12 protein-coding genes and 3 pseudogenes are annotated in these 14,988 nt (G+C 70.8%); 3 read left to right on the forward strand and 12 right to left on the reverse strand.

All coding sequences use genetic code 11. The features are described from left to right. Positions 1–30 precede the first annotated feature (30 nt). Both IO24_RS0106325 and IO24_RS0106330 read right to left on the reverse strand, forming a co-directional pair. Entirely contained in the window at positions 31–414 is a 384-nt protein-coding gene (locus IO24_RS0106325; RefSeq protein WP_031132744.1) for a VOC family protein, read from the reverse strand. 155 nt (positions 415–569) lie between these two features. Further along, the gene (locus tag IO24_RS0106330) at positions 570–1,610 is read right to left on the reverse strand and encodes an NAD(P)-dependent alcohol dehydrogenase (RefSeq protein WP_031132747.1); all 1,041 of its coding nucleotides are present in this window, start codon (positions 1,608–1,610) and stop codon (positions 570–572) included. Between the two features lie 180 nt (positions 1,611–1,790). Between IO24_RS0106330 and IO24_RS0106335 the strand changes: the two genes are divergently transcribed. Beyond that, a complete protein-coding gene (locus IO24_RS0106335) occupies positions 1,791–2,705 on the forward strand; it encodes a helix-turn-helix transcriptional regulator (protein WP_031132749.1) in 915 nt (304 codons plus the stop codon). Between the two features lie 56 nt (positions 2,706–2,761). Here the strand turns inward: IO24_RS0106335 and IO24_RS0106340 are convergent, their stop codons facing one another. From IO24_RS0106340 to IO24_RS0106365, 7 genes and pseudogenes are all read right to left on the reverse strand, one after another. Further along, positions 2,762–3,274 (reverse strand): hypothetical protein, encoded by a 513-nt coding sequence (locus tag IO24_RS0106340; RefSeq protein WP_031132751.1) that lies wholly within the window; start codon positions 3,272–3,274, stop codon positions 2,762–2,764. 76 nt (positions 3,275–3,350) lie between these two features. Continuing rightward, positions 3,351–6,665 (reverse strand): S8 family peptidase, encoded by a 3,315-nt coding sequence (locus tag IO24_RS0106345; RefSeq protein WP_031132754.1) that lies wholly within the window; start codon positions 6,663–6,665, stop codon positions 3,351–3,353. A gap of 207 nt (positions 6,666–6,872) precedes the next feature. Further along, positions 6,873–7,031, reverse strand: a pseudogene (locus IO24_RS42705) (ABC transporter ATP-binding protein); the annotation flags it as partial. A 22-nt stretch (positions 7,032–7,053) separates the two neighbouring features. Then, positions 7,054–7,543: pseudogene (locus IO24_RS42710) on the reverse strand (ABC transporter permease); the annotation flags it as partial. An 89-nt stretch (positions 7,544–7,632) separates the two neighbouring features. Then, a pseudogene (locus IO24_RS42715) lies at positions 7,633–8,001 on the reverse strand (transposase); the annotation flags it as partial. Between the two features lie 78 nt (positions 8,002–8,079). After that, the gene (locus IO24_RS0106360; RefSeq protein WP_031132758.1) at positions 8,080–9,330 is read right to left on the reverse strand and encodes a L,D-transpeptidase; all 1,251 of its coding nucleotides are present in this window, start codon (positions 9,328–9,330) and stop codon (positions 8,080–8,082) included. Between the two features lie 265 nt (positions 9,331–9,595). After that, positions 9,596–9,925 carry a hypothetical protein gene (locus tag IO24_RS0106365; protein ID WP_031132760.1) on the reverse strand — a complete coding sequence of 110 codons (330 nt, stop codon included), beginning with the start codon at positions 9,923–9,925 and terminating at the stop codon, positions 9,596–9,598. A gap of 109 nt (positions 9,926–10,034) precedes the next feature. Between IO24_RS0106365 and IO24_RS0106370 the strand changes: the two genes are divergently transcribed. Beyond that, entirely contained in the window at positions 10,035–10,349 is a 315-nt protein-coding gene (locus IO24_RS0106370) for a hypothetical protein (RefSeq protein ID WP_199808806.1), read from the forward strand. A gap of 46 nt (positions 10,350–10,395) precedes the next feature. On the opposite strand, the gene hutH is transcribed toward IO24_RS0106370, so the two are convergent. The 3 genes from hutH to IO24_RS0106385 all read right to left on the reverse strand — a co-directional run bounded on the left by hutH (position 10,396) and on the right by IO24_RS0106385 (position 14,066). After that, positions 10,396–11,934, reverse strand: coding sequence for a histidine ammonia-lyase (hutH, locus tag IO24_RS0106375; protein WP_031132762.1), 1,539 nt, complete (start codon positions 11,932–11,934; stop codon positions 10,396–10,398). A 94-nt stretch (positions 11,935–12,028) separates the two neighbouring features. Further along, the gene (locus IO24_RS0106380) at positions 12,029–13,177 is read right to left on the reverse strand and encodes a GGDEF domain-containing protein (RefSeq protein ID WP_031132765.1); all 1,149 of its coding nucleotides are present in this window, start codon (positions 13,175–13,177) and stop codon (positions 12,029–12,031) included. 88 nt (positions 13,178–13,265) lie between these two features. Then, positions 13,266–14,066: an enoyl-CoA hydratase/isomerase family protein gene (locus IO24_RS0106385; protein ID WP_031132767.1), complete on the reverse strand. Its 801-nt coding sequence runs from the start codon at positions 14,064–14,066 to the stop codon at positions 13,266–13,268. A gap of 235 nt (positions 14,067–14,301) precedes the next feature. Between IO24_RS0106385 and IO24_RS0106390 the strand changes: the two genes are divergently transcribed. Then, entirely contained in the window at positions 14,302–14,985 is a 684-nt protein-coding gene (locus IO24_RS0106390) for a hypothetical protein (protein ID WP_051905862.1), read from the forward strand. Positions 14,986–14,988: the final 3 nt, after the last annotated feature.

A 14,988-nucleotide genomic window follows, 5' to 3' on the forward strand; every position in this document is an offset into this window, starting at 1 on the left:
CTTCTCCCCCGGAGCAGGGGTGCGGACGGTTCAGCCGCCGCTGCCGTAGGGCCTCGTGATGATCTCCAGACGGTGGCCGTCGGGGTCGTCGAAGTACGCCCCACGGCCGCCGTCGTGGTGGTTGATCTCGCCTGGGCGGCTGTGGAACGGGTCCGCCCAGTACGTCAGGCCGGCTTCCCGGATGCGGCCGAAGATCTCGTCGAACTCTTCCTCCGAGACGAGGAAGGCGTAGTGCTGCGGTGTGACGGCGCCGGGGATGTCCATGAAGTCGAGGGTCACTCCGTTGGGGATCTCGACGGGGAGGAACGGGCCGTAGGGCGGACTCACGTCGAGCCCCAGGAGGTCGGCGAGGAACCGGGCCGAGGCGCGCTTGTCGTGGGCGACGACGATGGTGTGGTTCAGCTGCACGGTCATGGTGGGCCTCCCCTGACGTACCTGGCGAACCCCCTGGTGCACTCCCCCATGTGTACCCGCGTGCGCCCCGCCGTGCATCACGAACGCCCTGAGGGCCCCGGCACACGGCCGGGGCCCTCAGGGCTGCTGCACGGGAGGCCGGGCGAGGCCGGGCGTCAGATAGTCGCCGTGTCGATCACGAACCGGTAGCGCACGTCGCTGGCCTGGACCCGCTCGTACGCCTCGTTGATCTGGTCACCTCGGATCAGCTCGATCTCGGCGCCGAGGCCGTGCTCGGCGCAGAAGTCCAGCATCTCCTGGGTCTCCGCGATGCCGCCGATCATGGAACCGGCGAGGGTCTTGCCGCCGCCGATCACCGAGAAGAGGTTGAGGGAGACGGGCTCCTCGGGGGCGCCGACGTTGGCCAGCGTGCCCTCGGTCTTCAGCAGCGACAGGTAGGCGTTGAAGTCCAGCGGGGCGGACACCGTGGACACGATCAGGTCGAACGTGCCCGCCAGCTCCTCGAAGGTCTTCGGGTCGCTGGTGGCGTAGTAGTGGTCCGCGCCCAGTCGCAGGCCGTCCTCCTGCTTGCGCAGGGACTGCGACAGCACGGTCACCTCGGCGCCGAGCGCGTGGGCGATCTTCACGCCCATGTGACCGAGGCCGCCCAGGCCGACGATCGCGACCTTCTTGCCGGGGCCGGCGCCGAAACGCCGGAGCGGGGAGTAGAGGGTGATGCCGGCGCACAGCAGCGGGGCCGCGACGTCGAGGGAGAGGCCGTCGGGGATGCGGACGACGAAGTTCTCGTCGACGACGACGTTCTGCGCGTAGCCACCGTAGGTGGGCTCGCCGTCCTTGCCGATGCCGTTGTACGTCGGGACGTTGCCCTGGACGCAGTACTGCTCACGGCCGGCCTTGCAGTTCTCGCACTCGCGGCAGGAGTCGACCATGCAGCCGACGCCCACGCGGTCGCCCACTGCGAACTTCGTGACACCCGGGCCGACCTCGGAGACGACACCGGCTATCTCGTGGCCGGGGACCATCGGGAAGATCGCCTCGCCCCAGCCCTCCTGTGCCTGGTGGATGTCGGAGTGGCAGATGCCGGCGAACTTGATGTCGATCAGGACGTCGAATTCGCCGACCTCACGGCGCTCGATGGTGGTGCGCTCCAGCGGAGCCTTGGGGGCGGGAGCGGCGTACGCAGCAGCAGTGGTCATGCCGGGGGTTCTCCTAGCGGGGTTGTGTGCCCGGCTGCCTTCTGGATCTTCTGACCGGGCACGACCACCAGCCTGCCCGATCCGCGAGCCCTCACCCAGACCACGCTTTTGCGTACGCACACGGTGCGTACCACTGGCGGGGTCAGGCTGGTATGCGTACGACCGTGAATACTGGACCGCATGGACGAACAGCCCGAACCCGCACAGACGGCCGGTGGCGGCCTGGACCGGCGCGCTGATCTCAGTGAGTTCCTGCGCACCCGGCGTGCCCGGCTGAAGCCGGAGGACGTGGGACTGCCCGACTTCGGGCGCCGGCGGGTGCCCGGGCTGCGCCGCGAGGAGCTCGCGCAGCTGGCCGGGGTGTCCGTGGCGTACTACACGCGCCTGGAGCAGGGCAACGGGAACAACGTCTCGGCGGAGGTGCTGGACGCGATCGCGCGCGCCCTGCGGCTGAGCGACGCCGAGCACGCGCACCTGATGCATCTGGCGAAGCCGAAGCAGCACAAGAAGAAGCCGGTGGCGCGCAGCCAGCAGGTGCGGCCGGCGCTGCGGCATCTCCTGGCCTCGATCGAGAGCGTCCCCGCGTACATCGTCGGGCGCCGCTCGGACATCCTGGCCTGGAACCGGATGGCCGCGGCCCTCTTCGGCGACTGGGCGGAGATGCCGGCCCAGGAGCGGAACTGGGCGCGGATGGTGTTCCTCCGGCCGGAGTACCGCGAGCTGTACCTGGAGTGGGAGCAGAAGGCGTCCGACATGGTCGGCTACCTGCGCATGGACGCGGGCTGCCACCCGGACGACCCACGGCTGTCGGCCCTGGTGGGCGAGCTCTCGGTGAAGAGCGAGGACTTCCGCCGCCTCTGGGCCGCCCACAACGTCAAGGAGAAGAGCTACGGCGTCAAGCGCATGCGCCACCCCCTGGTCGGCGAGCTGACTCTCTCCTTCGAGACGTTCCGCCTGGTCGACGACGGCGAGCAGTCCCTGATCACCCACCACGCGGAACCGGACACTCCGTCGGCGGAGGCCCTGCGACTGCTGGCGAGCTGGGGGACGGACGCGACCCGCTCCGGCACCAGGACTTCCACACCGTCGGACTGACAGGCGCCCGCACCGGTCGACCCCGTCTCAGTCGGCCGCGCCTCGGCCACCCCGCCTCAGTCGACGATGCCGAGGTCCTCCCGCATCAGCCTCCGCATCGCGGACAGCCGCGGCTCGGCCTCCTTCAGCTCCAGCAGCGCGCCCGCCGCGCTCTCGCCGTCCCGGGCCACGCCGCGGTCGAGCCGCTTGACCGCCGCGTCGATGCCCGCGAGGACCTCGTTCACGGACCGCGAGGCCTCGAGGATCCGCTCCGGCACGATCATCTGGGCCTCGGCGTACCGGTCCCGGTAGTCGCGCCGGGTCTCTTCGAGCTGGACGCGCTCGGCGTCGCCGTAGACCCCGTCGCGCAGGCGGTGCAGGGCGTCCTTCAGGAGCGTGTGGAACTGGCGTGAGGCCCTGTTCATCGCCGTGTACGCGTCTCTGCGCGCCTCGAACCGCCGTCGCCGCTCGTCGGCCCGGGTCTCCTCGTCCCGCTGCCGCGCGGAGAGCCGCTGGCCGAGCACCGGCGCGAAGAGCGTGCCGAGGACGCCCACGACGGCGGTGATCATGGCGGTCACTGCGGCGGTCATGCGAAGACCCTACTGACAGCGGCGGGCCCGCCGGAAGCCGAGGCTTCCGACGGGCCGTCAACGCGCTTGCTACCGCTTACTTGCCGTAGTACGCGTTGTAGATCGAGATCGTCGACTTGTTGCCCTTCTTGTCGGCGATCTTGGCGTGGAAGGAGATGGCCTTCCCCTTCGCCGGGTTCTTGACGCTCACCTTGCCGTCCTTGACGGTGAGCTTCTTCCAGGTCTTGCCGTAGTCGTACGACGCGTACACCGACAGCGACTTCAGGTTGCTGCCCTTGGCCGCGCCCTCGACGGTGACCGGGATCTTGACGGTCTTGTCGGCCGGGACCTTGCTGTCGAGACCCGTGGTCGCGAGGAAGCGGGCCGTGGAGGCGGGCAGCTTCGTGATGTCGGTGGTCTTCTTCGAGCGGAACGTCCAGCTGGCGTCGATGCGGGTGGAGGCCGCCGCGACCTTGACGCTGCGCTTGACCGACGTCGTCAGCTTGTACTCGGCGTCACCGGCCGGGACCTTGAACTGCTTCTCGCCGAACAGCGGGTCGTCGTTGCTGCCGACCTTGGTGCCGTTGCGGTGGAGGGTCGTGTTCACCGCGGAGAACTTCGAGAAGCCCGCGTTGCCCTTGCCGTCGGCGAACAGCGGCAGGGAACCGTAGAGCTCGTTGCCCTCGCGGAAGAGGCCGAAGTCGGCGGTCAGGCGAGGTCCGAAGACAGCCGTGTTGACGGTCTTGGAGTAGCTCTTGCCGGCCGCGTACTTCTGCGTGCCCATCGAGTAGGCGGCCTCGTCGACCGGGAAGCCGTCCGGGTCGACACCGCCGTACTGGGCGAACTCGAGCTGCCACTCCACGCCGCCCTGGGCGGACAGGTGCAGCGTCCGGGTGCCGGGCAGGGTCTGCTGGATGCCGATCGAGGAGGCGCCGGTGCTCCACGGCATCCAGCCCACCGCGTTGATGGCGCCCTTCTTGCCGCTCGCGGGAGCACCGAGGCCGGTCTTCACCGTGGCCAGTTCACTCGCCTTGTAGTGCTTGGTGAATCCGGTGGCGAGCTGCTTGACCGGGCCGCCGGCGATGGTGTTGTACTCCTCCTTGTCGCCCTTGGACCAGTGGCCGTCCCACTGCTGGGTCACCGAACCGTCGGTGATCTGCGGGCCGACGTGGGCGCTGCGGAACTTGTCGTAGGAGTCCAGCCACCAGCCGAAGCCGTAGCTGCTGTCGCCGGCCTCCACCGTGTAGTCGGCCGAGGCGAACTCCGACTTGGCGCCTGCGGCCGGGACGGTGATGTCCACCGGCTTGGCCTTGCGGGCGTCCAGCGTGACCGTCGTGTTCTTGGTGACGTTCAGCTTCGGCTGGGCGAGCCAGTCGACGCCCTCGAACGTCTCCGGGTCGTCGCCCGCGTAGATGTTCGTGTTGAGGACGTAGGTGCCCTTGGGGACACGGGCGGTGACGGTGCCGTCCGCGTCGTACGGCATGGCCCCCTTGCCCTTGCCCAGGCCCGCGATGCCGGTCAGGTCGGCGCTGTAGTTCTTCGCCGCCTTGCCGTCGCGGTCCAGGAACTTCAGCGTCACGTCGTACGACTCGACCTCGCGCTGCACCGCCGCCGCCGTGCGGACGGTCTGGCCGCCGCCCGTCGCCGTCACGTACGCCGAGTAGGCGCCGTCGACGGTGCCGCCCAGCTTGGTGTTGACGGTGAACGGCACGGAGGCCTTGCCGCCGGCCGGGACCGTCACCGAGGTGGCGCCGAGCTTGAAGAAACCGGCCGGGACGGCCTGGCCCTTCGGGTTGGTGGCCGTCGACGTCAGCTTCAGCGTGACGTCCTTCGTACCGAGGTTGCGGTACGTCAGCTCCTTGGTGACCGGCTTGTCGTCGGTGTGCGGCCACTGCTGCACCCCGAAGCCGACCGAGACCGATTCGGCGATCACGGACTGCTTGATGGCCTTGTCGACCTGGATGCGGCCCGAACCCTGCTGGAAGGGGGTGTACTTGCCGCCCTTGGTGGAGCCGGTGAGGGCACCCTTGAGCTCGGTGTACTTCCAGGCCGGGTGCTGCTGCTTGAGGATCGCCGCCGCGCCCGCGACATGCGGGGTCGCCATCGACGTGCCGGAGATCGTCATGTAGCCGGCCGGCTTCTCGCCGACCTCCTGGGCTATCTGGTTGCCCGGGGCGGAGGCCGCGGTGATGTCCACGCCGGGCGCGGTCACGTCGGGCTTGAGGGCACCGTCCATGCCGGGGCCGCGGCTGGAGAAGTCGGCCAGCTTGTCCTTGTCGTCGACCGCGCCGACTGTCAGGGCCGCTGCGGCGCTGCCCGGGGAGCCGACGGTCTGCTCGCCGAAGTCGCCCTCGTTGCCGGCCGCGATGGCGAACAGGACGCCCTTTTCGTCGGACAGCTTGTTCACCGCCGCTTCCAGCGGGTCGATCGCGGGCGTGTCGCCGCCGCCCAGGCTCATGTTGATGACGTCGGCGCCCTCGGCGGCGGCCCACTCCATGCCGGCGAGGATCTCGGAGTCGCTGCCGTATCCGCCGTCGTCGAGAACCTTGCCGTTGAGGATCTTCGCGCCGGGCGCGACACCCTTGTACTTGCCGCCGGACTTCTTGCCGGTGCCGGCCGCGATGGAGGCGACGTGCGTGCCGTGGCCGACCTTGTCGGTGGCGTCGGGCGAGGTGGTGAAGTTCTTGGCGCCCACCACCTGACCCTTGAGGTCGTCGTGGGTGGCGTCGACACCGGTGTCCAGGACGGCGATCTTGACGCCCTTGCCGTCGTAGCCGGCCGCCCACGCCTTGGGGGTGCCGATCTGCGGGACGGACTTGTCGAGGCTGGCCTTGCGGACGCCGTCGAGCCAGACGTGCGCGATACCGGAGGCGGTCTTCTCGCCGTTGGTGACCGCGTCCCAGAGCTCGGGCGTGTCCTGCTGCGGAGTCTGCACCGCGTCCGCGTTCACGGACTTCAGCGCGTGGCGCAGGGTGCCGGCCTCGCGGACGTCGGCCTTGGTGGCCGCGGCGCCGCCCCGGTAGCCGACGATGACCTTCAGGCCCTTCTTCTGGGCCTTGCGGGTCGTGGACTTGTTGAGCTCGGTGACGTCGAAGAGCCGCTGGTCGAGCTTGCCGGTGGCGACCAGGCGGGCCGCGTCGGCCGGGATGACGAGTGTGTGGCCGTCGGCCTTGCGGATCTGGACGGGTACGTTCTCACGGCCCTTGGCGTGCTCCAGGCCGATGACACGGCCCTTGGCGTCCAGGACGACGCGGTCGCCGGTGATCAGTGTGACGCGGTGCTTGGCGGTGAGGGACGCCGGCTTGGCGGCCGCTGCCGCCTGCTCGCCGTTGGCCGACGCCGGGCTGGTCATACCCGCCGCCAGGGCCACGGCCGCCGCTGTGGCGACCGTGGCCGCGCACGCCCTTTTCACTTGTCTGCGCAAGTTTCCCCCTTGCAGAAGAACCGGGTGAATTCCCCGTTCACCCGGCCGGGGGTGGTCTCGTACACGTGCCCGTACGCCCCCGGGAATACGCAGTATGCCGAGGGGTGATCAGGTGCTCAATAGATGAGAACAAGGTAGGAATTCCGTCGGCCGACTGTTACACGGCCGCCGGAACTCCGTTACAGGGCCGGGCGGTTACACACGCGTGTTCTTCTTGACAGCGATCCGGCCCTTGCGGATGGTCGCCACGCGCGGGGCTCTTTCCGCGAGGGCCGAGTCGTGGGTGACCATCACGAAAGTGAGGCCGAGCTCGTTCCACATACGGATCAGTACGTCCATGATCTCGTCGCGCACGCCCCCTGACGGGGCGCTGTCCGACTCGGCGCAAAGCGTCCGCGGGGCGGAGCCGCGCGGCCCGCCAGCCGCCGAACGCGCCGGCGGTCAGCCAGCCCGCCACGGTCAGGGCGACCGCGAGGGCGATGGTCGTCAGGCTGACCAGGGCGGTGAGTGCGACATCGAGGGTCTTCGCCGCCGCCTCGCGGCCCGGACCGCCCCTCAGGCCCCCGAAGCCGCCGCCACCGGCTCCGCCTCCACCGCCCAACTGTGCCTGCATCGTGGGACTCACGGCGGTCACCGCATACGCCCCCGCCAGTCCCAGCGCGATCCCCAGCGCACCGCCCACCAGGCCGTTGACCACCGCCTCTCCGACCACCTGCCGCGTCACCCGGCCCGACCTCCAGCCCAGTGCCTTGAGCGTGCCGAACTCGCGCCCGGCGAAAGACCACCGAGGACGTCAGCAGGCCCGCCACCAGGAACGCGGCCACGCGGAAGACGGCCGACAGCCACGTGCCGACGCTCGCGGCGAGGGGCGCCTCAGAGAGGTGAAGGGCATGGCGGCAAGCCACGGACGGTCTGTGATGAGGGCTTGAGCCGCGCATAAGAGGTCCTGGCAAAGGCGTCGGACGTGCCGGTGGTTGATCAGGCAGACGGCGAGGCCGAGGAAGGCTTCGTGGATGTCGTCGCGTCTCTCCCAGCGGATGCGCAGGCGGCGGAAGCCGTGCAGCCAGGAGATGGTGCGTTCGACGACCCAGCGGAAGATGCCCAGGCCGGTGCCATGCGGTTGTCCTCGTTCGGCGATCGCGGGCCGGATGCCGCGTTGCCGCAGGAGTCGCCGGTATCTGTCGTGGTCGTAGCCGCGGTCGGCGAAGAGTATGTCGGGCCGTCGCCGTGGCCGGCCGACGGCACCCGCCACGGCCGGGATCTTGTCGAGCAGGGGCAGAAGCTGGGTGATGGCGTTGCGGTTTCCGCCGGTCAGGGAGATGGATGAGAAGAGCCGAAAGGCCGCCGCCCACCCCCGGTCGGGGGTGGGCGGCGGCCTTTCGTCAGTGGAGCCGGCTGACCGTCAGAGCTCCGAACCGGCCTTCCAGTCGGCCCAGCTCATGTTCCAGCCGTTGAGGCCGTTGTCCGGCGCGACCGTCTTGTCGCCGGTGTTCTCGACGACCACGACGTCACCGAGCATCGAGTTGTTGAAGAACCACGCGCCGGGCGTGTTCGGGTCGTCGGCACCCTTGGCGTCCTGCAGGCCGACGCAGCCGTGGCTCGTGTTCGCGCTGCCGAAGATGGACTTCGCGCCCCAGTAGTTGCCGTGGATGAACGTGCCGGAGCTGGAGAGGCGGATGGCGTGCGGCACGTCCTTGATGTCGTACTCGCCCTTGCCGTCGTCGTCCGTGAAGCCCACGGTCGCGCCGTTCATGCGCGTCTCCTTGAACTTCTCGGACATCACCATGATGCCCTCGTAGGTCTTGTTCTCGGGCGAGCCGGCGGAGATCGGGATCGTGCGGACGACCTTGCCGTCCTGCGTGATCTTCATCTGCTTGGTCTTCGCGTCGACGTACGAGACCTGGTTGCGGCCGATCTTGAAGGTGACCGTCTTCTGCTGGACGCCGAAGACGCCCTTGGCTCCCTCGACGCCGTCGAGCGCGAGCTTCAGCGTGACGGTGGAGCCTTCCTTCCAGTAGTCCTCGGGGCGGCAGTCCATGCGGTTGGCGTTGAACCAGTGGCAGGCGACCTCCTGGCCGCCGGTCGTGCTGACCTTGATGCCCTTCTGGACCGCGGCCTTGTTGGTGATCGCCTTGTCGAAGTTGATCGAGACCGGCATGCCGACGCCCACGGTGGTGCCGTCGTCCGGGGTGAAGTTGCCGATGAAGCTGTTGGCCGGGGAGACGGTGGTGAACGAGGCGTTCTCGTGGGCGACGCGGCCGTCGGAATCCTTCGCCTCGGCCGACAGCTTGTAGGTGGTGGACCGCTCCAGCTGTGCGGTGGGCTTCCAGCTGGTCTTGTCGGCGGATATCTGACCGCTGACCTCCGCGCCCTCCGACGTCGTCATCTTCACGTCGGTGAGCGTGCCCTTGCTCACGGTGACGGCGGCGGAGTTGTTGATGGAGGCGTTGTCGGAGCCGTCCTCGGGTGTGATCTTGATCTGGGCCTCGGAGGCCTTCTTCGCCGCGGCCTCGTCGACCTTCGACTGGGAGCTGTCGCCTCCGTCGCTCCCGGAGGCGCTGTCGTCGCCTCCGGAACACGCCGAGAGCATCAGCACTCCGCCGAGCAGTGCGGACGCGACCGTCAGGCCCTTGCGCCGCTTACTGACCGTCATCACACGCTTCTCCATCGTTGCTGATTTCCCCAAAACCCCGAGTGTCCCCGTGAAAACTGAGTGCCCCCGTCACGACCCGTGAGTCCTCATCCGGAACTTTCAACGCTACGACCGGTTCGCCCGGTTCCCCAGGTCGCGCAGGTGTGGGGATCACCACGTCCGTGACGGACGGGGCCGGTCGATACGGGTGCGGTCGGTGCGCCGCTTGAGACGCGAAGACCCCGGGCGGCGGTTGCCGCCCGGGGTCACGAGTTTCCCGGACAGCTCAGCCGTCGCTGTCGTCGCCATCATCCTCGTCGAGGTCCCACTCCGGCGAATCGGGGTCGTAGTCGATCCGCTCGCTGCTCCAGGAGGCCTGCTGGAGCTGCACCCCCGGCACCTGACTGACCAGGTCGAAGGGGTCCACGAGGTAGGCGAGGGCCTCCGCGGTGTCTTCCGTCACAGCGCCCTCGGCGTGCGCCCGTTCCGCCGCCGGCATCTCACCCTCGTCGGCGATCCGGCGCAGCGCGGACTTGGTGACCGCGTCCGCGTCGTCGATCTCGAGAACGAGTTCCACCCGAAGCCGTACAAAACGTGATGTCTCTGGAGTGCTCATGGCGGGAGCGTACGTCCAGGCCCTCCCGTGACTTTCCTGTGACCCGCGACTTTCACTAACATCGCTCCACACGGCCAATTCGCCAGCGCCACAAGGGGATCGATATTCCGTGTCATCCGCTCGCCGTCCGTTGCTGACCGCCACCGCCGCGGCGTCCCTGCTGGGCGCCCTGTGGTTCGTTCCCTCCGCGAACGCGTCGTCGGACTCACCGGTGAGAGACGCAGTCTCGGCGAGCCCGTCGCCGCAGGTCACGGAGCAGGCGCGGATCGCGGCCACGACCGCGGACGCCTCCGTCACCGGCGCCCGTCTCGCCGACACGGGCAGCTTCGACAGCACGCCGTACGTGATCGGCGGGACCTTCTGCCTCACGCTGGGCGCCGGGTTCGTCGTGTACTCGGTACGCCGGGAACGCCTCGGTTTCTGACGGCCGTTGACGCGGGGGCCCCGCCGGACGACAGGGCCCCACCGCCCTACTGGAGCGGTCCGGTGACCTTCTCGACAGCGGCCAGCAGCCGCCCGTCGCGCACGAACGCGTCCGCCGCGGCGAGGTCGGGGGCGAGGAACCGGTCCGGTCCGGTGCCCTGAACCCCCGCCTCCCGTACGGCGTCGATGACCGCCCGCGACGCGGGCGCCGGGGCCAGCCCCTCGCGCAACTCGACGGCGCGCGTGGCGGCGTAGAGCTCGATGGCGATCACACGCGTGAGGTTGTCGACGGCCGTGCGCAGCTTGCGCGCCGCCGACCAGCCCATCGAGACGTGGTCCTCCTGCATGGCGGAGGACGGGATCGAGTCGGCCGACGCCGGTACGGCGAGCCGCTTCAGCTCGCTCACCAGCGCGGCCTGCGTGTACTGAGCGATCATCAGGCCCGAGTCCACACCGGCGTCATCGGCGAGGAACGGCGGCAGACCGTGGCTGCGGTTCTTGTCGAGCAGCCGGTCGGTGCGCCGCTCGGCGATGGAGGCGAGGTCGGCGGCGGCGATGGCGAGGAAGTCCAGGACGTAGGCGACGGGCGCCCCGTGGAAGTTGCCGTTGGACTCCACACGCCCGTCGGGCAGGACGACGGGGTTGTCCACGGCGGACGCCAGCTCGCGGTCGGCGACCAGCCGGGCGTGGGTCATGGTGTCCCGCCCGGCTCCGGCGACCTGCGGGGCGCAGCGCACCGAGTAGGCGTCCTGGACGCGCGGGGCGTCGTCCTGGTGGTGCCCGGTGAGGCCCGAGCCCTTCAGCACGGCCGCCATGTTGGCGGCACTGGCGGCCTGCCCCGGGTGGGGCCGGATGGCGTGCAGTTCGGGGGCGAGGACCCGGTCGGTGCCGAGCAGGGCCTCCAGGGACAGGGCGGCGGTGACGTCTGCGGACCGGTAGAGCGTGTCCAGGTCGGCCAGGGCCATCACCAGCATGCCGAGCATGCCGTCGGTGCCGTTGAGGAGGGCAAGGCCTTCCTTCTCGCGCAGTTCGACCGGCTGGATGCCGTGCGCGGCGAGGAGTTCGGCGGCCGGGCGTACGACACCGTCGGGGCCCTCGGCGTCCCCCTCGCCCATGAGCGCGAGCGCGCAGTGGGACAGCGGGGCGAGGTCGCCGGAGCAGCCGAGGGAGCCGTACTCGTGCACGACCGGAGTGATACCGGCGTTGAGGAGGTCGGCCATGGTCTGCGCGACCTCGGGCCGTACGCCGGTGTGCCCGGAGCAGACGGTCTTCAGCCGCAGGAACATCAGGGCGCGGACGACTTCCCGCTCCACGGCCGGGCCCATCCCGGCGGCGTGTGAGCGGACGATGTTGCGCTGGAGCTGTGCGCGCAGCTCCGGGCTGATGTGCCGGGTCGCCAGGGCGCCGAAGCCGGTGCTCACGCCGTACACGGGGTCCGGCTTGGCCGCCAGCGCGTCCACGATCTCGCGGGCCGCGGCGAGGGCGGCCACGGCCTCCTCGGAGAGCTGGACGCGGGCGCCGCCGCGCGCCACGGCGAGCACGTCGGACGCGGTCACCCCGGACGTCCCCACCACCACAGTGTGCATATCCATATTCAGGAGCGTACGCAGTGAATTCGATGATGTCACCACTGGGGGCGGCGTTCACCCCTTACCGAATACGTCACACCGCCCGGCCGGGTCAGGGCGCGTGCCGGCCCCGGAACCGCCGGCGCTCACCGCCGGCCTCCTGGGACGGCTCGTCCGCGAGCCGCACGACGGGATCGTCGGGCCCGGCCCGGCCTGCCACGACCGGCTTACTCGCCCGCTCGGCCTTGGCCCGGTACTGGGCGGCGTCGGCGAGCCGGAAGAGCCGCCGGGCGGAGCGCACGGGTCCGATCGGATCCTCGGTGCAGGCGACCCCGCAGGCCACACCGTCCCCCAGCTCCAATTCGGCGGCCCTGCGGCAGAGTTCACCGGCCGCCTTGACGACCTGGTCGGCGGCCGGCCCGACCGCGAGCAGACAGAACTCGTCCCCGCCGAGCCGCGCCGCGAGCGCCCCCGGCAGCATGGCTCCGCACAGCGACAGGACCGATCCGAATCGCTCCAGGAGCCGGTCGCCGGCGGCGTGCCCGTGGGTGTCGTTGACCCGCTTGAGCCCGTTCAGATCGCAGACGACGAGACTGACGACGGCCCCGTCCCTGCGGTGCCGCTCGATCGCCCGTTCCAGGCGTACGTCCACGGCGCGACGGTTGGCGAGTCCGGTGAGGGAGTCGGTGAAGGCGAGCCGCCGGGCCTCCTCCAGCCGCTCGGTCTGGGCGATGCCGGCGGCCACGACGGAGGCGAGGACGGTGGCGAAGTCGGCGTCGCCCCGCCCGAAGACGGCCTCGCCGGCCGGCCGGGCGACATACAGCTCACCCCAGGCCCGGCCGTGCAACACGATGGGCGCGACCACGCAGCAGCCGCGGCCCCGGCGGCGCAGGGCGGCGACCCGCTGATGGCAGTAGCCGGGCCTCCCGGCGGCGGGCCCCTCGGCGGTCTCCACCCATGCGTCGGGCTCCCCGCCACCGGCCCACTGCTCGTGCAGGAACTCGGTGATCTCCGCGAACTGGTGCACCGGGTAGGCCTCGTCCTCCGGGAACTCCTCCTCGCCATCGGCCAGCTCGCCGACGTTCACGAGGACCCTCAGCCGCCCGAGCTCCCGCTCCCACACCGACAGCGCGGCGAAACTCCCACCCAGCGCCCGGCACGCCCCGGCGGCCGCGGCACGCCAGGCCTCACGCGACCCGTGCGCGGCCGCCATCCCCTGAGCCAACGCGACGACGGCCGCCAGCCGTCTGTCCTCACCCATCACTCCAGGCTAGGGAGTTTCCAGCCAGACTGACCTGTTTACGACGCGAACGGGGACGACCGATATCACCCGGCGGCACTCCGGCCCCTTACTCCCCCGGCCACTGCGGCTTGCGCCGCTCGTTGAACGCCGCGACACCCTCCGCCCGGTCGCCCGAGAACGCCGTGGCCCGCCACGCCGCGTCCTCGACCTCGAGCCCGGCCCGCAGATCCAGCCCCTGCCCGAGACGCAACGCCCGCTTCGCCGCCCGGAGCCCCACCGGCGAGTTCCCGGCGATCCGGCCCGCCAGCGCCAGCGCCTCCTCCCGGTCCCGCCCCTCCTCCACCACCTGGTCGACCAGCCCCAACTCGCCCGCCTCCACGGCCTCCACCCGCCGTGCGGAGAAGATCAGCTCGGCCGCCCGGGCCGCCCCGACCCGCCGCGGCAGCAACTGCGTGCCCCCGCCCCCGGGAATCACCCCGACCGACACCTCCGGCAGCCCCACCACCGCCGTGCGGTCCGCCACGATCACGTCACACGCCAGCGCCAGCTCGAACCCGCCCCCGAGGGCGAACCCGTGCACCGCGGCCACCGTCGGCACCGGCAGCTCCAGCACCCCGGTGTACGCCCCCCGCGTCACCGGCCGCTGCCGCAGCAGATCCGCGTCGCTGAACGAGTTCCGCTCCTTCAGATCGGCCCCGACGCAGAACGCCCGCTCATGCGTGGAGGTCAGGACGACCGCCCGCACGTCCCTGTCCTCCCCCAGCGCCGTACAAGCCCCGGCGACGGAGCGCGCCATCTCCGTCGACACCGCGTTCATGGCCTTGGGCCGGTCGAGGACGAGCTCCGCGACATGCCCCTGCTCATGCCGCCGCACCAGCACGAACTCCCCGAACCGTTCCTCACTCATGACACCCTCCGGTTAACGCGGGTTAACAAGGTCGACGCTCAGATCATCGCAGCAGCGTCCCACCCGCGAAAGGGCGGACGTGTCCGGTTCCCCCACCACCCCCCGCCCACCCGTTCGAGTGACATCACCCCCCGACTCCGGCCCAACCGCCCACGGCAGCGCATAACGTGCGTCCCTCACGGCGCACAGGGGGCGCATGTGCATCGGGGAGGGACCGTTTCGGGGAGGGACCGTGATGACGACGAACACGCCGACGAGGCCGCAAGGGGACACCAGGACCGCCACGGCATCCCACCGGCCTGAGCCGCCCGCGCCCCACGAGCCGGCCCCGGCCGAACCCGGCCCCGTCGCCCCCCGGGTCCGGGGCCGCCACCGCAAGCCCCGTCCCCGCAAGGTCCTGCTCGCCGCCGGCGGCCTCGCCCTCGCCGCGGGCGGCCTGAGCCTCCTGCGCCTGACCTCCGGCCCAGGCGCCGGCACCGTCGAGGCACAGCCCCGCCCGGACCCGGTCACCACCGCCACGGACGACGCCACCGGCACGGCCGCGAACTTCCCGGCGGCTCCCGACGCGAGCCCCACGTCGCCCACGGCCCTGGGCGGCCTCACCCCGTCACCGGCCACCAAGGGCGCGCGGCCGTCCCCGCCCACCACGACCGGCACCCCAGCGACCTCCACGGCCGCCGCCCCCGCGACCACGACCACGACCATCCCCGACACACCGAACCCGCCGGACGCCTCGGCGCCGGCCCCGGCGCCGGCGGACCCGGGTGGCGACGACACGCCCCCGGCCCCGCCCGCACCGCCGAGCCGGACCGCACCGGCCCCGGCGGCCGAACCCGAGGAGCCGAAGAAGCCGCACGACCCTGGCCTGTGCTTGCCGGTCATCGGCCTGTGTGTGGACTCACCGGTCAACCGCCGGTGACGT

Source organism: Streptomyces flavovariabilis, from assembly GCF_000725785.1.
Taxonomy (GTDB): Bacteria; Actinomycetota; Actinomycetes; order Streptomycetales; family Streptomycetaceae; genus Streptomyces; species Streptomyces hawaiiensis.